The organism is Arthrobacter sp. DNA4, assembly GCF_024362385.1.
Lineage (GTDB): Bacteria > Actinomycetota > Actinomycetes > Actinomycetales > Micrococcaceae > Arthrobacter.
Map to the genome: position 1 here is coordinate 2,724,553 of NZ_CP101466.1, position 20,562 is coordinate 2,745,114.

At 65.3% G+C, this 20,562-nt stretch carries 18 protein-coding genes, 1 tRNA gene, 1 other RNA gene and 2 pseudogenes; 9 read left to right on the forward strand and 13 right to left on the reverse strand.

Annotated features, from left to right (window positions below; all coding sequences use genetic code 11):
- Nucleotides 1-33: 33 nt before the first annotated feature.
- The 5 genes from NMQ03_RS12530 to rnpB form a co-directional block, all read right to left on the reverse strand.
- On the reverse strand, nucleotides 34-831 hold the full coding sequence (locus NMQ03_RS12530) for an HNH endonuclease family protein (RefSeq protein ID WP_255172475.1): 798 nt from the start codon (nucleotides 829-831) through the stop codon (nucleotides 34-36).
- Between the two features lie 124 nt (nucleotides 832-955).
- The gene (locus tag NMQ03_RS12535; protein ID WP_255172476.1) at nucleotides 956-1,165 is read right to left on the reverse strand and encodes a hypothetical protein; all 210 of its coding nucleotides are present in this window, start codon (nucleotides 1,163-1,165) and stop codon (nucleotides 956-958) included.
- Between the two features lie 75 nt (nucleotides 1,166-1,240).
- Nucleotides 1,241-2,683 (reverse strand): glyceraldehyde-3-phosphate dehydrogenase, encoded by a 1,443-nt coding sequence (locus tag NMQ03_RS12540; protein WP_255172477.1) that lies wholly within the window; start codon nucleotides 2,681-2,683, stop codon nucleotides 1,241-1,243.
- A gap of 307 nt (nucleotides 2,684-2,990) precedes the next feature.
- Nucleotides 2,991-3,524 carry a TspO/MBR family protein gene (locus NMQ03_RS12545; RefSeq protein WP_255172478.1) on the reverse strand — a complete coding sequence of 178 codons (534 nt, stop codon included), beginning with the start codon at nucleotides 3,522-3,524 and terminating at the stop codon, nucleotides 2,991-2,993.
- A gap of 44 nt (nucleotides 3,525-3,568) precedes the next feature.
- Nucleotides 3,569-3,956: RNase P RNA component class A (gene rnpB / locus NMQ03_RS12550), an RNA gene on the reverse strand.
- 58 nt (nucleotides 3,957-4,014) lie between these two features.
- Here rnpB and NMQ03_RS12555 point away from each other — a divergent pair.
- Nucleotides 4,015-4,779, forward strand: coding sequence for a YaaA family protein (locus tag NMQ03_RS12555; RefSeq protein ID WP_255172479.1), 765 nt, complete (start codon nucleotides 4,015-4,017; stop codon nucleotides 4,777-4,779).
- Nucleotides 4,780-4,807: 28 nt separating this feature from the next.
- Here the strand turns inward: NMQ03_RS12555 and NMQ03_RS12560 are convergent, their stop codons facing one another.
- Together NMQ03_RS12560 and NMQ03_RS12565 are read right to left on the reverse strand one after the other, a co-directional pair.
- Nucleotides 4,808-5,545, reverse strand: coding sequence for a zinc ribbon domain-containing protein (locus NMQ03_RS12560; protein WP_255172480.1), 738 nt, complete (start codon nucleotides 5,543-5,545; stop codon nucleotides 4,808-4,810).
- A gap of 61 nt (nucleotides 5,546-5,606) precedes the next feature.
- Nucleotides 5,607-6,530 carry a Nif3-like dinuclear metal center hexameric protein gene (locus tag NMQ03_RS12565; protein WP_255172481.1) on the reverse strand — a complete coding sequence of 308 codons (924 nt, stop codon included), beginning with the start codon at nucleotides 6,528-6,530 and terminating at the stop codon, nucleotides 5,607-5,609.
- 100 nt (nucleotides 6,531-6,630) lie between these two features.
- On the opposite strand from NMQ03_RS12565, the gene msrA reads away from it, so the two are divergent.
- The 3 genes from msrA (at nucleotide 6,631) to epsC (ending at nucleotide 8,780) form a co-directional block, all read left to right on the forward strand.
- Nucleotides 6,631-7,155 (forward strand): peptide-methionine (S)-S-oxide reductase MsrA, encoded by a 525-nt coding sequence (gene msrA, locus NMQ03_RS12570; protein WP_255172482.1) that lies wholly within the window; start codon nucleotides 6,631-6,633, stop codon nucleotides 7,153-7,155.
- Nucleotides 7,156-7,220: 65 nt separating this feature from the next.
- Entirely contained in the window at nucleotides 7,221-8,156 is a 936-nt protein-coding gene (gene cysK / locus NMQ03_RS12575; protein ID WP_159631762.1) for a cysteine synthase A, read from the forward strand.
- A gap of 39 nt (nucleotides 8,157-8,195) precedes the next feature.
- Complete coding sequence (epsC, locus tag NMQ03_RS12580) at nucleotides 8,196-8,780, forward strand: serine O-acetyltransferase EpsC (protein ID WP_159631761.1); 585 nt, start codon at nucleotides 8,196-8,198, stop codon at nucleotides 8,778-8,780.
- An 82-nt stretch (nucleotides 8,781-8,862) separates the two neighbouring features.
- Here the strand turns inward: epsC and gndA are convergent, their stop codons facing one another.
- Complete coding sequence (gene gndA, locus NMQ03_RS12585; RefSeq protein WP_255172483.1) at nucleotides 8,863-10,299, reverse strand: NADP-dependent phosphogluconate dehydrogenase; 1,437 nt, start codon at nucleotides 10,297-10,299, stop codon at nucleotides 8,863-8,865.
- Nucleotides 10,300-10,531: 232 nt separating this feature from the next.
- On the opposite strand from gndA, the gene NMQ03_RS12590 reads away from it, so the two are divergent.
- Nucleotides 10,532-11,257 carry a FadR/GntR family transcriptional regulator gene (locus NMQ03_RS12590; protein WP_255172484.1) on the forward strand — a complete coding sequence of 242 codons (726 nt, stop codon included), beginning with the start codon at nucleotides 10,532-10,534 and terminating at the stop codon, nucleotides 11,255-11,257.
- A 163-nt stretch (nucleotides 11,258-11,420) separates the two neighbouring features.
- Here NMQ03_RS12590 and NMQ03_RS12595 read toward each other — a convergent pair whose 3' ends face one another.
- From NMQ03_RS12595 to NMQ03_RS12615, 5 genes and pseudogenes are all read right to left on the reverse strand, one after another.
- Complete coding sequence (locus NMQ03_RS12595) at nucleotides 11,421-11,711, reverse strand: hypothetical protein (protein ID WP_255172485.1); 291 nt, start codon at nucleotides 11,709-11,711, stop codon at nucleotides 11,421-11,423.
- A 103-nt stretch (nucleotides 11,712-11,814) separates the two neighbouring features.
- Nucleotides 11,815-11,887 (reverse strand) — tRNA-Val (locus NMQ03_RS12600).
- A gap of 97 nt (nucleotides 11,888-11,984) precedes the next feature.
- Nucleotides 11,985-12,905, reverse strand: a pseudogene (locus NMQ03_RS12605) (Sir2 family NAD-dependent protein deacetylase).
- Nucleotides 12,906-12,911: 6 nt separating this feature from the next.
- On the reverse strand, nucleotides 12,912-13,406 hold the full coding sequence (locus tag NMQ03_RS12610) for a peroxiredoxin (protein WP_255172486.1): 495 nt from the start codon (nucleotides 13,404-13,406) through the stop codon (nucleotides 12,912-12,914).
- Entirely contained in the window at nucleotides 13,403-13,822 is a 420-nt protein-coding gene (locus NMQ03_RS12615; RefSeq protein WP_255172487.1) for a DUF3052 domain-containing protein, read from the reverse strand. Before NMQ03_RS12615 ends, NMQ03_RS12610 begins: the two co-directional genes overlap by 4 nt.
- A 426-nt stretch (nucleotides 13,823-14,248) precedes the next feature.
- Between NMQ03_RS12615 and aceE the strand changes: the two are divergent.
- The 4 genes and pseudogenes from aceE (at nucleotide 14,249) to NMQ03_RS12635 (ending at nucleotide 20,498) form a co-directional block, all read left to right on the forward strand.
- Nucleotides 14,249-16,989, forward strand: a pseudogene (aceE, locus tag NMQ03_RS12620) (pyruvate dehydrogenase (acetyl-transferring), homodimeric type).
- Between the two features lie 188 nt (nucleotides 16,990-17,177).
- Complete coding sequence (locus tag NMQ03_RS12625) at nucleotides 17,178-18,422, forward strand: CdaR family transcriptional regulator (RefSeq protein ID WP_255172488.1); 1,245 nt, start codon at nucleotides 17,178-17,180, stop codon at nucleotides 18,420-18,422.
- Between the two features lie 88 nt (nucleotides 18,423-18,510).
- Nucleotides 18,511-19,440, forward strand: coding sequence for an ACP S-malonyltransferase (locus NMQ03_RS12630; RefSeq protein ID WP_255172489.1), 930 nt, complete (start codon nucleotides 18,511-18,513; stop codon nucleotides 19,438-19,440).
- Entirely contained in the window at nucleotides 19,437-20,498 is a 1,062-nt protein-coding gene (locus tag NMQ03_RS12635; protein ID WP_255172490.1) for a beta-ketoacyl-ACP synthase III, read from the forward strand. The genes NMQ03_RS12630 and NMQ03_RS12635 overlap by 4 nt, the downstream gene beginning before the upstream one ends.
- Nucleotides 20,499-20,562: the final 64 nt, after the last annotated feature.

Consider the following 20,562-nt stretch of genomic DNA (forward strand, 5'->3'; position numbering starts at 1 on the left):
CGTTAGCCACCGACCCGTGCCGGCGGATGCCGGTCAGCCTGCCGTGATGGTCTGCTGCTCGGGGCAGGAAGCCAGGACCCGCTTCATGGCATCCTTTTCTGCTGCCGTTACCCACAGCCCGTACGCGGCCTTCACGGAAATCTGCCGGGCCACATAGTGGCAGCGGATTGCCGTATTTTTCGGCAGCCAGGTAGCGGCGTCCCCCGCGCTTTTTTGCTGATTGGCGGCGCCGTCCGCCGCGATGAGGTTCAGCGGATCGTTTGCCAGACTCTGGCGTTCCTTCGGCCCCAAACGCTGGGCACCCTTTTGCCAGGCATCACCCAGGGCGACGACATGATCGATCTGGACCGCGCGGCTGCTGTCGGAACCACGCCGGAAATCGACGTCCTGCCCTGTGTAGGGTTCCCGGAAGTGCCCGGCCGTCACCTTGCAGGAGGAACCCTCCGAGAACACAACATCGGCGAGGTCCCGGCGAAGAATGTCATTGCGGGTATCGCAGCCGTTCCGGTCCACATCGAGCCAGGCCTGGCCAAAGGCCTCCCGGCTGTAATCGCTGCTGGGCGCCCGCCCCTTGACGGCCAGGCCGTCCAGGGCTGCGACGGCGCTGCCGGCCGGCACCGGGTTGGGTTCCTGGACCGGCTTCATCCAGGCAGTGTCGAAGACCGGGGCCTCCGTGGGCCCCTCAGTGGCGGGCCCCGCTGCCGCGAACTGTCCGGCGGTGAAGAACCAGAACAGTGCGGCAATGATGGAAACCGCAGCCGTCACAAGAAGCGCCCAGGCCTGCCGGGAACGGCGGCGTGCGCGGCGGTAAGCGGACCAGCTGACGGTCATGGGGTTGACGCCGGGAAGGGGAAATCGGGCACCCCAAGAGCCTAGGACAAAGGCCGCGGTAGGCCGCTGATATCCACACTGTTGGGGACGAGTGATGGATCACAGCGCCGTGCACGGCGCCTGGTTATTGTTCCCTGGTGACCCGTCGCAGGTCTTCTTCCGCTATGGACAGCAGGTTCTCGAGCTGGCGCACCCGCTCGTCGGTGACGTCCCCGGTCCTCTGGGCTGCACGGGCGCGTTCCAGGAGCCGCACGGCTTCCTTATGGTTGGCTTTGGCCACGTCCAGTGCGTGCTCGAGGGTGGTTTCGTGCTGAAGTGTCGATTCGTTGTCCATGCCACCAGTGTGGTCCCGTTTCCCGGCTGATTCCAGAGAATCAGCCGGGAATTCGCAGGACGCGGCCGGATGTGGCTAGACGGCGATCGCGGCCAGGGCGGCAGCGCTTTCCTTGGCGGGGAAGGACGGCGGATTCACGCCGGCCATCTCTTCCATGACGCGGACCACCTGGCAGCTGTAGCCGAACTCGTTGTCGTACCAGACGTAGAGGACCAGGTTCTTGTCCGTGGACACGGTGGCCAGGCCGTCCACGATCCCGGCGCGGCGGGATCCGACGAAGTCGGTGGAGACAACCTCGGGCGAGTCGATGTAGTCGATCTGCTTGCGCAGGTCCGAGTGCAGCGACATTTCACGCAGGTAGTTGTTGACCTCGTCCTTGGTGGTGCCGTTTTCAAGGGTGAGGTTCAGGATGGCCAGCGAAACGTCCGGCGTGGGGACGCGGATGGAGCTGCCGGTGAGCTTGCCCAGGAGTTCGGGCAGCGCCTTTGCCACTGCCTTGGCGGCACCGGTTTCGGTGATGACCATGTTCAGTGCAGCGGAACGGCCGCGGCGGTCGCCCTTGTGGAAGTTGTCGATGAGGTTCTGGTCGTTGGTGAAGGAGTGGACGGTTTCCACGTGGCCGTGGACCACGCCGAACTTGTCGTTAATGGCCTTCAGGACCGGGGTGATGGCGTTGGTGGTGCAGGACGCCGCGGAGATGATCTTGTCCGAGTCGGTGATGTCCCGGTGGTTGATGCCGTGGACGATGTTCTTCAGTTCACCCTTGCCCGGCGCGGTCAGCAGGACCCGCGCAACGCCCTTGCTCTGCAGGTGCTGGGACAGGCCTTCGGCGTCGCGCCAGCGGCCGGTGTTGTCCACCACGAGGGCGTTGTTGATGCCGTAGGCGGTGTAGTCGATGGTGGCGGGGTCGTTGGAGTAGATGACCTGGATCTGGACACCGTTGGCCGTGATGGTGTTGGCGGCCTCGTCGATCCGGATGGTGCCCTCGAAGGAGCCGTGGACGGAGTCGCGGCGCAGCAGGCTGGCGCGCTTGGAGAGGTCGTTGTCGGATCCGCGGCGCACCACGATGGCGCGCAGGCGCAGGCCGTGGCCACCGCCGGCCTTTTCGATGAGGAGGCGTGCCAGGAGGCGGCCGATGCGGCCAAAGCCGTAGAGCACGACGTCGGTGCTGGTGCGGTCATCGCCGCCCCGCTTGCCCACGATCTCGGCGAGCTCGTCGCGGAGGAATTCCTCCAGCGTGGCGCCGTTGCCTTCTTCCTTGAACTTCTGGTTCAGGCGGGCGATGTCGATCGCGGCGGCGCCGAGTTCGAGTCCGGCCAGCGTGTTCAGCAGGGGCGCCGTGTCCTCCAGGAGCAGTTCGTCCTTGCTCATCCGGCGCGCGAAGCGGTGCGCCTTGAGGATGTTCATGGTGGACTTGTTGATCAGGCTCCGGCCGTGGATGCTGGTCACCACGTTGTTTTCGCGGTACAGCCTGCCGATAACCGGGATCATGGCCTCGGCGAGGGCCTCCCGGCCCATCCACGTATCAAGACAAGAATCAGACGTCTGGCTCACAGAAATACCTTCCTCGGTTCAGCCGTGTACGTCGTCGTACACAGATGTAGGCCACCTGATGATGTCCAGGGGCACCGGCGCCCGCAGGGGATGGTCCCCAGGCGCCTGGATCGCGTGCAAAGAAAAACCGCCGGTTGCGGACGCAACTTTCGGCGGTAGAACTCCTGCGTCCGGGATCCATTCTAATTTGGCCCGCCGCAGGGAGCACGTTTGCGCTGCGTGAAATCACTCACACGGCCGGGGCGGACCACCCAGCTGAAACTGCCGCCCTTCAGTTGTGGATGGCGGAGTACAGGTTCAGGCTGGCGGAGAACACGAGCCAGGAAAAGTACGGCAGCACCAGGTATCCGGCGGCGGCGTCCACCGGTCCGAAGCGCAGGATCAGGAACGCCAGGGTTGCGGTCAGCGCGCAGATGACAGCAAAGGCTGCCCACAGGGCCACCACTCCAAGCATGGGATACATGGCGAAGAACGTCACCGGCCACGCGGTGTTGAGCAGCAGTTGCATCACATAGCCGGCAAGGGTGGCCCCGGACAGGCGCCCTTTGCGCCAGACCAGCCAGGCGGCTGCCGCCACGCCGGCATAGAGCACCATCCAGGTGGTGCGGAACATCCACGACGGCGGCATCCACGGAGCTTTCAGCGAGCCCGCGTACCAGCCGTTGGAGTTAAGGATGATGGGAACTGAGGCGAGGACCCAGGCCAGGGCGGAAAGGGCCAGGAAGCCGGCGAGGGCAACGCCCTGTGAACGGATGCCGGGAATGCCCGCTGCGGGTGCGGGACGGGTTTCAGGAATTACGGGCACGGTTCAGGATCCCCGACGCATAGCCCGTGGTCAAACGCGGTTTAAGGATGGGACAGCCGATACGCCGGGTTCTGTTCTCCCCTGCCGTTACCGGGAAGGGAGCGACGGCCATCCATCTACGAGTACCGTTGCCGGCACCCTCCAGCGGCCTACCCGGACACTCGGGCGGGCAGCCCTCGAACGTGTCCTGTCTGGCCTTGCTCCGGGTGGGGTTTACCTAGCCTTCCCGGTCACCCGGGAAGCTGGTGGTCTCTTACACCACCGTTTCACCCTTACCTGCCCTCCTCGGCCGGAGCCGGAAATGCAGGCGGTCTGTTTTCTGTGGCACTGGCCTGCGGGTTACCCCGAGTGGGCGTTACCCACCACCCTGCCCTGCGGAGCCCGGACGTTCCTCGAGCCACTTGCGTGGCGCGCGGCCGTCTGGCTGTCCCATCCGGGTCCCAGTCTACCGGCGCCGCCGGCCGCCTTTTGCCGCCGGTAGGATCGGACGGTGCTGATTCTGCTTCCCCCTTCCGAAGGCAAGACACCCGCGCTCCGCGGACCCGCCGTCGACTGGACCGACCTGGGCTTCCCGGAGCTCAACCCGTACCGCGCCAAGGTCCTTGACGCGCTGGGAACGGTCAGCGCCCACCAGGATGCCCTCGCCCTGCTGGGCGTCGGAGCGTCCCTGCGGGACGACGTCGAACGCAATACGCGCCTGCACGCCGAACCGGCGGCCCCGGCGCACAGCATCTATTCGGGCGTCCTGTATGACGCCCTGGGCTACCGGACGCTGACGCCGGCACAGCGCCGCAAGGCCGATGAATCCGTCCTGGTGATCTCGGCGCTGTGGGGAGCCCTGCGTTTTGGCGACAGCGTTCCCGCCTACCGGTTGTCCATGGGCACGTCCCTGCCCGACGTCGGTAAGCTGGCTCCGTTCTGGAAGGCGCAGCTCAGCGACACCCTGGGCGCAGCAGCCCAGGGACACCTCGTGGTCGACTGCCGGTCCAGCACGTACGCAGCGGCGTGGGCGCCCCCGCCGGAACAGACCGTCTCCGTGAATGTCTTCACCGAGAGCGCCGGTGTCCGCAAGGTAGTGAGCCACTTCGCCAAGCACACGCGCGGCGAACTGGCGCGGCACCTGCTGGTGCGCCGCGGCAAAGCCCCGGCCACGCCGTCGGACCTCCTGAAGGCTGCCCGCGAACAGTGGGAGGCCGAACTGGTGCCGGGGACCCCACGCAAGCCGCACGCCCTGAACATCATCCTGCCGGGCTGACCGGCCCGGGGGGATGCCTGTTGGCTGCCTAGGACCACTCGTCCGAACGGACCAGGATGGCGCCGGAGTCCGGGCAGTAAACGATGTCGTCGGCAGCAGCTGCCTTGATCTCGGCGAGGTCGCCGGGGCTGAGCTTCATGCCCGAGGCTTCCGACGTGCCGTGGAAGAGCCGGGCCGCACCGACTCCCCGCTTGGCCAGCGTCTTTTCGTAAACCGCCACCAGGCCTGCGTCCAGGCCCTGGGCAAATTCGCCGCGCTGGGCACGCAGGCCTGCCGCTTCCGTTTCCACTTCGGCCAGGGCCGCATCAAGCTCGGCCCTGATGGTTCCAAAGGACCCCTGGATGTCATCGACGATCTGCTGCTGGGCCGCCTGCCGCTCCCGCAGCGAGTCGAGCCGCTCCATGACTTCCAGTTCCACGTCTTCAAGGTCCGAGCGCCGCTTGTTCAGCGACGCGATGTCCTTTTGAAGTGCCACCAGGTCCTTGGACAGGCCGGTTCCGCTGTTTAGCCGTGCTTCGTCGCGTTCGATGCGCGAGGCAACCTGTTCGACGTCGGCCTCTGCCCGCTTCAGCGCGGCCTCGGCGTCGTGCACGGCCACCTTGGCTGCGCCCAGTTCACCGTTGGCGACGGACAGGGCAGCCTCGAGGTCCCTGATGCGGGGATCGTTTTCCAGCGTGCGGCGGCGGTTGGTGAGGCCCTTCAACTTGGCGTCCAAGCCCTGCAGTTCGAGCAACTTCAACTGTTCCGCCGGTGCTGCCTTGGCCACTTTTACCTCCGCTAAATCCCTTCCGGCCGGGGCCGGGCACCGAACCGGCGCTTCCTAGACTCTAGCCCGGAGTGAGGATGAAGTCCCACGGGTCGCTGTTGGTGGTGCTGACCAGGATCTCAACGTCATGGCCCTGGTCGGACAGGACGTTGCCCAGTGCCGCGGCGGCGGCAGGCAGCCACAGCCATTCGCTGGCAAAGTGCGAAACGTCCACCAGGTACGGCCGTCCGTTGAGGGCGGCCTCGCGCGCCTCCGACGCCGGGTGGTGGCGAAGGTCAGCGGTCACATAGACGTCCGCATTGCTGGCCCGCACTTCGTTAAACAGCGAATCGCCGGCACCGCCGCAAACCGCGATGCGCCGAACCAGCCCGTCCTTGTCGCCGGAGACACGCACTCCCCCGGCCACGGAGGGAAGGATTCCGAATACGCGGGCGGAGAAGTCGCCCAGGCTCATGGCCTCCGCGAGGTCGCCCACGCGCCCAATGCCTTCCTCCGGCAGCCCGTTGGCCGCCACTGTCAGGGGGGCGACGTCCTGGAGTCCCAGGGCGTCAGCCAGGACATCGGAGACACCTCCGACGGCGGAGTCGCCGTTGGTGTGCACGGTCAACAGTGCCGTCCCCGACTCAATCAGCCGGTGCACCGCCCGCCCCTTTGCCGACGTGGCCGCCACGGACGTAACGCCCTTCAACAGCAGGGGGTGGTGGGTGATGAGCAGCTCCGCTCCCCACTCAACCGCTTCCTCAATGACTTCCAGGGTGGGATCGACCGCGAACATCACCTTTGTGACGGGGGCGGACGGGTGGCCTGCCACGAGCCCTACCTCATCCCAGGTCTCCGCCAGGGATTCCGGCCACAGCTCCTCAACCGCAAGCAGCAGCTCGGCCAATGTCGGGGCCTCCGCGGAACCCGCCGCGGGCGGCGTGTCGGAGGTGCCCTCGCCGTCGTGATCTGCCTGGCCGGTAACGTCGGTGTCCACAGGTTCCATAGTCTTAGTTTTACCCCATGGGCTTCCCGCCGCCGCAGTTTGCGGCGCTGTGCCGGGGCGCCCGGGGAATCTTCCGGCGTTGTCAACCATTGAAGAGGTCATGAAAACTTTTGTTCTTGGCGGAGGCTGCTTCTGGTGCCTTGACGCCGTCTACCAGAAGACCAGGGGCGTCACCTCCGTGGTGTCCGGCTACACCGGCGGGCACGACCCCCACCCGGACTACTACTCGGTCTGCAGCGGGACCACCGGGCACGCCGAAGTTGTGGCGGTGACCTTCGATGAGGACATCATCCCGGCGGAGGTGATCCTGGACATGTTCTTCGCCCTGCACGACCCCACCACGCTGAACCGGCAGGGATACGACGTGGGCACCCAGTACCGCTCCTCGATGTTCTACGAAACGGATGAGGAAAAGATCCTGTTCGAGGAAGCAATCGACCGCAACCAGGCCCTGTGGTCCCACCCCATCGTTACCGAGGTCAGCCGGCTGCCGCGGTTCCACGTGGCGGAGGAATTCCACCAGGATTACTACGCAAAGCACCCGGAACAGGGGTACTGCCAGGTGATCATCAACCCCAAACTGGCCAAGGCCAGGAAATATTACTCTGCATGGCTTAACGCTTAGCCCGGCATTACGCGGCCTCGTTAGGCTGACCTCAGTATCCACCCCTTAGAGATAGGCGTATGTACATGGCACGGATCTATGACGATGTAACGCAGCTGGTCGGCGGGACCCCCCTGGTTCGGCTGAACCGGCTCAGCGAAGGGTTGGACGCCACCGTTGCCGTGAAGCTGGAGTTCTACAACCCGGCCAACAGCGTCAAGGACCGCATCGGTGTCGCCATCATCGACGCCGCGGAAAAGTCCGGCGCCCTGAAGCCCGGCGGCACCATCGTTGAAGGCACTTCCGGCAACACGGGCATTGCCCTGGCCATGGTGGGTGCCGCACGCGGGTACAAGGTCATCCTCACCATGCCCGAGACCATGTCCACCGAGCGCCGGGTCATGCTGCGTGCCTTCGGCGCGGAGATTGTGCTGACCCCGGGCTCCGAGGGTATGCGCGGCGCAGTGGAGAAGGCCCAGGAAATCGTGGCCAACACCGAGAACTCCATCTGGGCACAGCAGTTTGCCAACGAAGCCAACCCGGAGATCCACCGCAAGACCACCGCAGAAGAGGTCTGGGCCGACACCGACGGCGCCGTGGACATCTTCGTGGCAGGCATCGGCACCGGCGGAACCATCACCGGCGTTGGACAGGTCCTGAAGGAGCGCAAGCCCGGTGTGCAGATCGTGGCCGTGGAACCCAAGGACTCCCCCATCCTGAACGGCGGCGCCCCCGGCCCGCACAAAATCCAGGGCCTGGGCGCCAACTTCATCCCGGAACTGCTGGACACCAATGTCTACGATGAGGTCATCGACGCCACCCTCGAAGATTCGGTCCGCGTAGCCCGCGATCTGGGCATCAAGGAGGGCATCCTTGGCGGCATCTCCTCCGGCGCCATCGTCTGGGCTGCCCTGGAACTGGCCAAGCGGCCGGAAAACGCCGGCAAGCTGATCGTGGCCGTGGTGTGCGACTTTGGTGAGCGTTACATCTCCACCGTGCTCTATGACGACATCCGCGGCTGATCAGTCCGCGCTCCGCCCGTTTCCTGTAGAAAGAACTTTGTGGGCTTTTTCGCAAGACTAAAGGAAGACCTCGACGCCGCCCGGTCCCATGACCCGGCGGCTCGAGGTTCTTTTGAGAACTTTTTCGCCTATTCCGGGCTGCATGCCATCTGGATCCACCGGCTGACCCACCGCATGTGGCAGAAGCCGGAGCTGCGCTTCCCGGCCAGGCTCCTGTCGCAGCTGGGCAGGTCCTGGACCGGGATCGAGATCCATCCGGGCGCCACCATTGGCCGCCGCTTCTTCATCGACCACGGCATGGGCGTGGTGATTGGCGAGACGGCCGAGATCGGCGAGGATGTGATGATCTATCACGGTGTGACGCTTGGCGGCCGTTCGCTGGCCAGGATCAAGCGGCATCCCACTATCGGCGACCGAGTGACCATCGGTGCCGGCGCCAAGATCCTTGGGCCCATCACCATTGGCCGGGACAGTGCGGTGGGAGCCAACGCCGTGGTGGTCAAGGATGCACCTCCGGAGTCCATCATCACCGGAGTTCCCGCCAAATGGCGGCACCGGGATGCACAGCGGGAAACCAAGCCCGCGGTGGATCCGGCCGAATACGACATCGAGTATCGGATCTGATTGGTTTAGCAGGACAGCAAAAGGCGGGCAGGTCCCCGGGTCACCGGGAACCTGCCCGCCGTTGTTTAAGCGGCAGCAGGTGCTAGTGCGTGTCCACCGCTTCAACCTCGGATTTGTCCTCGCCCCAGAGGGTGTGGAAAGTCCCTTCGGTGTCGACTCGGCCGTAGGTGTGTGCGCCGAACAGGTCGCGCTGGCCCTGGATGAGGGCGGCGGCCACGCGCTTGCGCCGCAGGCCGTCGTAGTACGCCAGGGACGACGAGAACACCGGCACCGGAATGCCGAGCTGGACGGCGGTGGCCACAACTCGGCGCCAGGCCGGCAGGGCGTCTGCGATGGCCTTGGTGAAGGCCGGCGCGAAGAGCAGGTTGGCCGGCTTCTCGTCGGCGGCGTACGCCTTGGTGATGTCTTTGAGGAGCTCGGCGCGGATGATGCAGCCTGCGCGCCAGAGGGACGCGATTTCGTCCAGCTTCAGGTCCCAGCCGTATTCCTTGGCCGCGGAGGTGAGCATGTCCAGGCCCTGGGCGTAGGAGACCAGCTTGGAGGCGTAGAGCGCCTGGCGGACGTCCTCGACAAACGTCTCCGGGATCTCCACGGTGGCCTCGTTGCTTACCAGCAGTTCCTGGCCCAGCTTGCGCTGTGCGGCCTGGGAGGACAGTGCACGGGCAAAGACCGACTCGGCGATCCCCGACACCGGCGAGCCCAGTTCCAGGGCGGAGATGACTGTCCAGCGGCCGGTGCCCTTTTGGCCTGCGGCGTCGACGACGACGTCCACGAACGGCTTGCCGGTCTTGGCGTCAACGTGGCCCAGCACCTCGGCGGAGATCTCGATCAGGAAGGAGGACAGCTCGCCCTGGTTCCACTCGGAGAAGATCTTTGCCTGCTCGGCCGGCTCGATGCCCGCGCCGGAGCGGAGCAGGTCGAAGGCCTCGCCGATGACCTGCATGTCGGCGTATTCGATGCCGTTGTGCACCATTTTGACGAAGTGGCCCGCGCCGTCGGTGCCGATCCAGGCGCAGCAGGGCTCGCCGTCGACCTTTGCGGAGATCTTTTCCAGCAGCGGGCCAAGTGCCTTGTAGGACTCCTTGGAACCGCCGGGCATGATGGACGGGCCGTTCAGCGCACCTTCCTCGCCGCCGGACACGCCGACGCCCACGAAGTGCAGGTCCTTCTTGGCCAGGGCCGCTTCCCGGCGGCGGGTGTCCTCGTAGTGGGAGTTGCCTGCGTCGATGATGATGTCGCCCGGCTCCAGCAGCGGCTCCAGCTGTTCAATGACCGAATCGACGGGCTTGCCGGCCTTGACCATGATGAGGACGCGGCGGGGCTTCTCCAGGGAGTCCACCAGTTCCTGCAGGGTTTCGGTGCGGATGAAGTCACCCTCCGAGCCGTGCTTTTCCAGCAGCGCGTCCGTCTTCTCCACGGACCTGTTGTGCAGCGCCACGGTGAAGCCGTTGCGGGCCAGGTTCCGGGCGAGGTTGGCGCCCATGACGGCGAGGCCGGTGACACCGATGTGTGCAGACATCCATAACTCCAATTCATTGTTGGCCTCGGCTGCCGGCTTCCGCGGGCGGGAAGTCACCGGGCCAGATCAGGGGGTCGGAATAAAGCATATATATTCTGGCGGCGACGCGAAAGTAACGTTCGCGTCATGGAATCCATTGTGTCGGTGTCAGCCCAGGGCTGCTGCCTTTCAGTGTCCTGGGCCGCTGGCTTGCCTGAACTCCGGACGCCTGCCAACAACTAGGCTTAGCTTCATGACCAGCAGCCTCCACCACCGTGCCATCGACAACCTCGGTACGCGGATCATCTCGGGGGATCTTCCTGCTTACCACGTCATGCTCGCTGAGCAGCTTGAGGTTGAACTCAAAGTATCCCGTTCGGTCATCCGGGAAGCGGTGCGTGTCCTGCAGTCCCTGGGCCTGGTGGAGACCACCAAGCGGGTGGGTATCCGGGTGCTGCCGGTCAGCCGCTGGAATCCCTTTGATCCGCAGGTCATCCGGTGGCGTCTGGCCAGCGATGCACGCGGCGCCCAACTGCGCTCCCTTGCCGAACTGCGGGCAGCAGTGGAGCCTGCGGCTGCCGAGCTGGCTGCGCAGAACGCTCCGGCAGCGCTGCGGATGGAACTCGTGGACGTGGCCCGTGCCATGCGTGAGGCCGGCAACAACGGCGAGGTGGCCCGGTTCCTGGAGCTGGACATCCGCTTCCATTCGCTCCTGCTCTCAGGCTCCGGAAACGAGATGTTTGCCAACCTCATGGGCCAGGTGGCGGAAACCCTGACAGGACGCACTGTCCACGGACTGATGCCCGACCACCCCCATCAGGCCGCCCTGCAGTGGCATGAGGATGTGGCGGACGCGATCGCCCGTGGTGACGCAGTGTCCGCGCGGGAGGCCTCGGACCGGATCATGCGGCGCACGATGTCCCAAATGGCAGATACCTGGACGGAACAACCGCGGGTTTTTATCCCCGTTCGGCAGTAAGCATCGGCCGGAACCGGGAAATGACGTGAAACGCCCGCCACACGTGACTTTTTGTTTCCGGGAGTTCACGGTATATTCATCCCAGGCCCTCCACCGCGGCATCCCCCAATAGTCGCGGTGGAGGGTTTTCCAATGCCCGGACAAAGGCGCGGAGCTCAACCTCCTAGGCTGCGCCCACAACTGGTTCCCTCAGCCGCCAGCCGCCGCCCAGCCCGTCCCGCTGGAGATACATGGTGGTCAGGGCCGACCTGGAGTTGTTTCCCAGCCTGACCTGCACCTGCAATACTTCGACGTCCACGCCGCTGCTGCCCTTGGGCATCCGTCGGCTGGTTTCCCACCAGTTGACGCGCTCGAACCATCTCACCGGCTCGGCACCCACGGCCCATTCCCTGCCCCGGCTCAGCACCGCCGTCGGCATTCCGTCGCTGTCTGTCTGCACTATGACGTGTTCCATTCCTGCAAGCTATGGCAAGGCACTGACAATGGCGCCAGGAGGCCGGCGCAGCAAAAAACCCCGCTGCCTCCACCATCAGGCGGGGACAACGGGGTTCTACAGGTGGGTCCTACCGGGATCGAACCGATGACATCCACGGTGTAAACGTGGCGCTCTACCAGCTGAGCTAAAGACCCAAATTGCGTGGTTTCCGGCCGTTCCGCCGTAACCAACGAACATAGACTCTACCCGACTGTGGGCCGGAAACGCGAATCCATGGAAGAAGCGTCCCGCCTACAGGGAAGGAAGTTCCGCGGCGAGGTAATCCAGTGCCTGGCTGACACCGGTTTCCAGCTTGATGGTTGCCTTGTCGTCGCCACGGGTGGCGCCCCGGTTGATGATGACCACAGGTTTGGATTCCTTGGCGGCGTGCCTGACGAACCGCAGGCCGCTCATGACAGTCAGCGACGAACCGGCGACCACCAGGGCGGCAGCCTGGTCCACCATTGCGTAGGAGCGCTCCACACGGTCCTTGGGCACATTCTCGCCGAAGTAGACGAAATCCGGCTTCAAGGTGCCCCCGCATGCGGGACACACTGCCACCACAAAGCTGCTGATGAGGGTTTGGTCCTCCACAGTCGCGTCAGCGTCGGGGGCCATTTCCACGAGTCCGCCGGCCGCTGCCCGCTCCAGGAAGCCTGGGTTGAGTTCCTCAAAAACAGCGGCCAGCAGGCGCCGGGAGTACGTGCGCCGTCAGTCCAGGCAAACCACCTGGTCATACCTTCCGTGAAGATCCACCACGTTGGAGCTGCCCGCGTCCTGGTGCAGCCGGTCAACGTTTTGGGTTATCAGGCCGGTGAGGTAGCCGCGCCGCTCCAGCGCCGCGGCGGAATAGTGGCCCTGGTTCGGGTCTGCATGCCGCATGTGGGACCAGCCAATGTGGTTCCTGGCCCAGTACCGCTGCCGGTTGGCCGCGTCCCGGACGAATTCCTGGTACGTCATGGGCGAACGGGGCGGCGAATCCGGGCCGCGGTAATCCGGAATGCCGGAGTCGGTACTGAGGCCGGCGCCCGTCAGCAGGGCAAAGGGGGCGCCGGCGAGAAGGTCCCGGATCCGTGCCAGAACCTCAAGGTCATTGCCGGAAGGCGGGGCCGGGGCTACCGGCGGCATGCTGGCGAAGCCGGTAAGACCCGTCCCCCGCCGTTCCCCAGCCATGCTTCCTCAGGCCTGCTTCAGATCCGCCAGCGCGGCGCGGTATTCGCTGAAGTCGCGGGCCTGGCCGCGGGGGTTCACCACGCTGTAGCGGATCCTGCCCTCACCATCGATGATGAAGGTGGCCCGCTTCGCCATGCCGCTGCCGGCGTCGAACACGCCGTAGGCATTCGCCACGGCGCCGTGGGGCCAAAAATCGGCCAGAAGGTCGAAGGTGTAGCCCTCCTGCGCCGCGTAGGCCCGGAGGCTGAACTTGCTGTCCACGGACACGGCCAGGACAACCGCATTCGAATCCTCGAACATCCCCAGGTTGTCCCGGATTTCGCAAAGTTCACCGGTACAGATACCCGAGAATGCAAAGGGGTAAAAGACCAGTGCCACGTTTTGCCCCCGGAACGAGGACAGGTTCACCGGCTCGCCGTATTGGTTGGCCAGCTCAAAATCGGGAGCTGCAGCGCCCAGCGAAGGAACAGCCGGAGAAGCGGCCTCAACCGCTGCCGTCACTTGTTCTTCCTGCTGACCAGGCGGACGGCGCTCCAGTCCTTTGAGACGCCAGCTGAAGTGGTGACATGCAGGCTTACCGTGGGAGCGGCCTCCTGGATTTCCGCCGGCGAAACGTAGCCGTCGCGGCCTGACTTGGGGGTGAGCACCCAGACAACGCCGTTTTCGCTCAGGGTGGTGAGCGAATCCATCAGGCTGTCCACCAGGTCCCCGTCGCCGTCGCGCCACCAGAGGATGACGGCGTCCGCGACCTCGTGGTCGTCCTCGTCAAGCATTTCGGACCCGGTGAGGTCCTCAATATCGTCACGCAAGTCGAAATCGACATCGTCGTCGTAACCGAACTCCTGAATCAGATCCCCATTTTTGAAACCCAATTTTTCCGCCACATTTACCGAAGTGGCGGCGTCGGCCTCGCTCACGTGTTCCTCCAATACCTCATATATGCGGTGTGCATAGTGATTTCCATTACTCCCAAGCCAACACCCTTTGTGCCTGCGCTTCAAGCTGCCGCCCCCTGGACTGCGCATATTCTGCGTCACATCGGGCCACAGCGCCCCCGGGACAGGGGCTTTTCGTCACACAACCAGTATGACGAACGAAATACAACTGGAGCACCCGGACCGCAGCTACGCATCGTGTTGCCGTGAAGGCTAGAGTGGCTGATGACAACTATGCCTGCGGACGACGACCTTGTGACTCCGTGCAGACATAGGAGCGCTAGGAAGCTGCCCGGCACACATGACCGGGCTGTTGTAACCGATACGTCGCACACGGCGTATATACGCCGGGCAGTCACCCTGCCTGGCCTGAGTGCGCCGATTCATGCGCGCAAAGAGAGGTTGGACGTGGCTGCAGGAGAAGATACCTCCCATATCCTCAGCGGGTTGACTAACCAGCTGCCTGATCGTGATCCGGAAGAGACTGCCGAGTGGGTTGAGTCCCTGGACGCGTTGATCAGGGAACAGGGCACCGAGCGTGCCCAATACATCATGCGGAGCCTGCTGCAGCGCGCCGGCGCGCAGAGCGTGGGGGTGCCGATGGTGACCACCACCGATTACGTGAACACGATCCCGGTGGACCAGGAAGCTGCGTTCCCGGGCAACGAGGAGTTCGAGCGCCGGTACCGGGCGTACATGCGGTGGAACGCCGCGGTCATGGTGCACCGGGCGCAGCGGCCCGATATCGGGGTCGGCGGGCACATCTCCACCTACGCCGGGGCCGCGACCCTGTACGAGGTCGGCTTCAACCACTTCTTCCGCGGCAAGGACCACCCCGGCGGCGGGGACCAGGTCTTCTTCCAGGGCCACGCCTCCCCGGCATGTACGCCCGGGCATTCATGGAAGGACGCCTGTCCGAGGAAGACCTGGACGGATTCCGGCAGGAAAAGTCCCGCGAGGGCCACGCCCTGTCCTCCTACCCGCACCCGCGCCTGATGCCGCACTTCTGGGAATTCCCCACGGTGTCCATGGGCATCGGGCCGATGAACGCGATCTACCAGGCCCAGAACAACCGCTACCTGCACAACCGGGGCCTGAAGGACACCTCGGACCAGCAGGTCTGGGCGTTCCTGGGCGACGGTGAAATGGACGAGCCCGAGTCCCGGGGCCTGCTGCAGCTGGCAGCGAACGAGAACCTGGACAACCTGAACTTCGTGATTAACTGCAACCTCCAGCGCCTGGACGGCCCGGTGCGCGGCAACGGCAAGATCATGCAGGAACTCGAAGCGTTCTTCCGCGGCGCGGGCTGGAACGTGATCAAGGTCGTCTGGGGCCGGGAGTGGGATGACCTGCTCACCCGCGACACCGACGGGTCCCTGGTGAAGATCATGAACGAAACCGTCGACGGGGACTACCAGACCTACAAGGCCGAGTCCGGCGGGTTCGTCCGCGAACACTTCTTCGGCAAAACCCCGCAGACCAAGGACCTCGTCGCGGACCTCACCGATGACCAGATCTGGAACCTCAAACGCGGCGGCCACGACTACCGCAAGGTCTACGCCGCATACAAGGCCGCCACCGAATTCAAGGGCAAACCCACCGTCATCCTCGCCCACACCGTCAAGGGCTACGGCCTGGGACCGCACTTCGAGGGCCGCAACGCGACCCACCAGATGAAGAAGCTCACCCTCGATGACCTGAAGAAGTTCCGCGACCACCTGCGGATCCCGGTCACCGACGAGCAGCTGGAGAAGGACTCCTACCGGCCGCCGTACTACCACCCCGGTAACGATGCCCCGGAAATCAAGTACATGATGGAGCGCCGGGCCGCCCTGGGCGGATCCGTCCCGGAGCGCCGCGACACCCACGCCGAGATCGTGCTGCCGGAGGACAAATCCTACGAAGTGGCCAAGCGCGGTTCAGGCAAGCAGATGGCCGCAACCACCATGGCGTTCGTCAGGCTCCTGAAGGACCTGATGCGGGATAAGAACTTCGGCAAGCACATCGCCCCGATCATCCCGGACGAAGCCCGCACCTTCGGCATGGACGCGTTCTTCCCCACCGCCAAGATCTACAACCCCAAGGGGCAGAACTATCTGTCGGTGGACCGGGACCTGGTCCTGGCCTACAAGGAATCCCCCGCCGGGCAACTGATCCACCCCGGCATCAACGAAGCCGGCGCCGTGGCAGCCTTCACCGCCGCCGGAACCTCCTACGCCACCCACGGCGTACCCCTGGTCCCGGTCTACGTGTTCTACTCCATGTTCGGCTTCCAGCGCACCGGCGACGCCTTCTGGGCCGCCGGCGACCAGATGACCCGCGGCTTCATCATCGGCGCCACCGCAGGACGGACCACCCTCACCGGCGAAGGCCTCCAGCACGCCGACGGACACTCCCCCCTGCTCGCCTCCACCAACCCCGCCGTCCTCACCTACGACCCCGCCTACGGCTACGAAATCGGACACATCGTCCGCTCCGGCCTGGAACGGATGTACGGCGCGGATTCGACGGACAAGAACGTCATGTACTACCTCACCGTCTACAACGAACCCATCATCCAGCCCGCAGAACCGGAGAACCTCGACGTCGAAGGCGTCATCAAGGGCATCTACCTGCTCGCCCCGGCCAAGATCGACGGTCCCCGCACCCAGATCCTCGCCTCCGGCGTCTCCGTGCCCTGGGCCATCGAGGCCCAGCGCGTGCTGGCCGATGACTGGAACGTCTCCGCCGACGTCTGGTCCGTGACCTCCTGGAACGAACTGCGCCGCGACGGCCTCGCCGCCGAAGAGGAAGCCTTCCTCAACCCCGGCCAGCCCGCCCGCGTCCCATTCGTCACCCAGCAACTCGAAGGCGCCACCGGCCCCATCGTCGCCGTCTCGGACTACATGAAAGCCGTCCCGGACCAGATCCGGCAATTCGTCCCCAACGAATACGCCACCCTCGGCGCCGACGGCTTCGGCTTCTCCGACACCCGCGCAGCAGCCCGCCGCTTCTTCAAGAACGACACCCACTCCATCGTGGTCCGTGCCCTTGAAATGCTGGCGCGCCGCGGCGAGGTGGACGTTGACGCTCCGGTGAAGGCGATTGAGAAGTACAAGCTGCTCAACGTCAACGCCGGCACCACCGGCAACGCCGGAGGCGAAGCCTAGCCTTCCGGCTGGACAGCGGAACCAGCAGCGATACACGACGGCGGCCCTCACCCCACACGGTGAGGGCCGCCGTCGTTCTGTCCCGGGCGGCGCCCGCCGGCAGGTGACGGACGCTGTGACGCAGCGCAAGGCGGGTTGTAGCCTTCGCACAAATGGAGCTTGCCCGGCGGTGGCCGTATGCTCAAAGAATGCCAGCATCAGCCAGCCAGTCCCCGAAGCGGAAACCATCCCCGCCGAAGGTCACGCCGGAGAAGTCCGAGACCCTCAAGCAGCTCCGCGCCAACGTGGGCCAGCTCTCCACGACCACCATGCGCAAGCTTGAGCAGTCGCTGCCGTGGTACAGCCGGCTCAGCGCTGATGAGCGTTCCGCACTCGGCATGGTGGCGCAGAACGGAATCGCGGCGTTTGTCACCTGGTACGAGCGGCCAAGCTCTCCCTCATGGATCCTCACCGACGTTTTTGGGACGGCCCCTACGGAACTGACGCGTTCCATCAGCCTGCAAAAGGCGCTGCAGCTGATCAGGATCGTGGTGGAAGTGGTGGAGGACCAGGTTCCCGTCATTGCGCCCGAGGCCGACCAGCCATCCCTGCGGGAGGCTGTGCTGCGCTATTCGCGGGAAGTCGCATTCGCTGCCGCGGACGTCTACGCCCGCGCCGCCGAGTCCCGCGGCTCCTGGGACACCCGCCTGGAAGCTTTGATTGTGGATGCGATCCTGCGCGGCGAAAACACCGATGCCCTGCGCTCCCGTATCGCCGCGCTGGGCTGGAAGGCGCAGGAGCGCTTCACGGTCATGGTGGGCAATTCCCCGTCTGAACCCAGCGCCAGCTATGTCAGTGAACTGCGTCGGATGGCCGGGCGTTATGCCGAGGACGCGCTGGTGGGCATCCAGGGCGACCGGCTGATCCTCATCCTCGGCGGGGTGCAGGACCGCGAAACCGCCTATGTGAAGCTGAGCGACATGTTCGCCCCCGGGCCCGTGGTCTATGGACCCGAGGCCAGTTCGCTGCTGGAGGCCAGCGGATCCGCCCAATCCGCCTTCGCCGGATTGACGGCAGCCCGGGCGTGGCCGTCTGCGCCGCGTCCGGTGGCCGCGGACGACCTGCTCCCGGAGCGGGTGATCTCCGGAGATGACGCGGCCCGGCGCTCACTCGTTAAGAACATCTACCGGCCGCTCCTGGCCGCCTCCAACGGGCTGGTGGAGACACTGGGAACCTACTTGGAGCTGGGCCACTCGCTGGAGGCCACCGCCCGGGAACTCTTCGTCCATGCCAACACGGTGCGCTACCGGTTGAAGCGGGTCTGCGATGTCACGGGATGGGACCCGCTGCTCCCGCGGGAGGCATTCGTGCTGCAGGCCGCACTGGTGGTCGGCCGTCTTTCGGCGCCGCCGAAGGCCGCCACGGAGCGCCAGACGTCCCGTAACCAGGCCTGAGGCATTGTAGACTTCCTACAACCTGACCCCGTGAGCTTGGTGCGGAGAAACACCGCTGGATCACACAGTAATTTGGAAAGCTGGTTACGTGCTTGCAATAGTCTGCCCTGGACAGGGCTCACAGACCCCGGGTTTTCTTGCCCCCTGGCTGGAACTTCCCTCGGTGGCAGGCCAGCTGGCCTCCCTGAGCGACATCGCAGGCATCGACCTGATAGCCCACGGAACCACCTCCGATGAGGAAACCATCAAGGACACTGCCGTGGCGCAGCCCCTGATCGTTGCTGCCGGGCTGGTCGCCGCGGCCTCCCTCTTCGACGTGGAACTCAACTCCCTTCCGGTGATCCTCGCCGGGCATTCCGTAGGTGAGATCACCGCAGCAGCCCTGGCCGGGGTGCTGACCGAAAAGGAAGCCATGACGTTCGTCCGTGAGCGGGCCAACAGCATGGCCGCCGCGGCAGCCGTCACCCCCACCGGCATGAGCGCCGTCGTCGGCGGTGACCCCGCCGAGGTGCTGGCCGCCATTGAAGCCGCCGGCGCTGCCCCCGCAAACGTCAACGGTGCTTACCAGACAGTGGCGGCAGGAACCTTTGAGCAGCTGAAGGCCCTTGCCGACAACCCGCCGGCCAAGGCCCGCGTCATCCCGCTCAAGGTGGCCGGTGCGTTCCACACCAGCCACATGTCGCCCGCCGTCGATGCGCTCAAGGCGCTGGAACCCACTTTGAACCCGGTTGCCCCCAAGGTGCCCCTCCTGTCGAATTACGACGGCGGCGAAGTCACCGACGGTGGTGCCGCCGTCGCAAGCCTGATCGCCCAGGTTTCCCGCCCCGTCCGCTGGGACCTGTGCATGGAAACCATGGTGAAGCGGGGCGTTACCGGCGTGATCGAACTCGCTCCTGCGGGCACGCTGGCGGGCCTGGCCAAGCGCGGCATGCCCGGCGTCAAGACCGTTGCCGTCAAAACCCCCGATGACCTGTCCGCCGCACTGGCGCTCTTCGCAGAACTGGAGGGCAACGCATGAGCGTTCCCACGCTGAAACAGGCTCCCATCCAGGAGCACACCCGCATCCTCGGCCTCGGCGCCTACCGGCCGGACGTCATCGTCACCAACGAAGACGTTTGCCAGTGGATCGACTCCTCCGACGAATGGATCCGCCAGCGCACCGGCATCGTGACCCGCCACCGCGCCGCAGCGGACGTCAGCGTGATCGATATGGCCGAAGGCGCTGCCCGTGAAGCCATGGCGAAGGCAGGCATTGAAGCCTCGGAACTCGGTGCAGTCATCGTGTCCACCGTGACCCACCCGTACGCCACTCCCTCCGCCGCGGCCAGCCTGGCCGACCGCATCGGAGCCACTCCGGCGCCTGCGTTCGATATCTCCGCTGCATGCGCGGGTTACTGCTACGGCATTGCCCAGGCCGACGCGCTGGTCCGGTCCGGCACCGCGAAGTACGTCCTCGTGGTCGGCGCGGAGAAGCTGTCCGACGTCATCGACAACCGGGAACGCACCATCTCCTTCCTCCTCGGCGATGGCGCGGGCGCCGTCATCATAGGCCCCTCCGACACGCCGGGCATTGCCCCGTCCGTATGGGGCTCGGACGGCAGCAGGTGGGACGCCATCGGCATGACCCGCTCCATGCTTGACGTCCGCGACCTCGGCCTGGCTGCCCGCCAGTCGGACTCCACGGGCGATCTCGCACTGCTGGAAGAAGCCCAGGAGCTGTACCCCACCCTTCGCCAGGACGGCCAGACAGTGTTCCGCTGGGCCGTATGGGAGATGGCCAAGGTGGCCCAGCAGGCACTCGATGCCGCCGGGATCCAGGCGGAAGACCTGGTGGCCTTCATCCCCCACCAGGCCAACATGCGCATCATCGACGAGATGGTGAAGAAGCTGAAGCTGCCCGAGACGGTTACAGTGGCACGGGACATTGCCGAGGCCGACAACACGTCCGCTGCCTCCATCCCGCTCGCAACCCACCGGCTCCTGCAGGAGAACCCCGGACTGAGCGGCGGGCTGGCCCTGCAGATCGGTTTCGGTGCCGGACTGGTCTTCGGCGCACAGGTAGTTGTCCTTCCCTAGATACGCCCAAGGGTCGCAACCGCGGCCCGGACCGTTTCCGGCAGCCCCTGCCGACAATACAAGA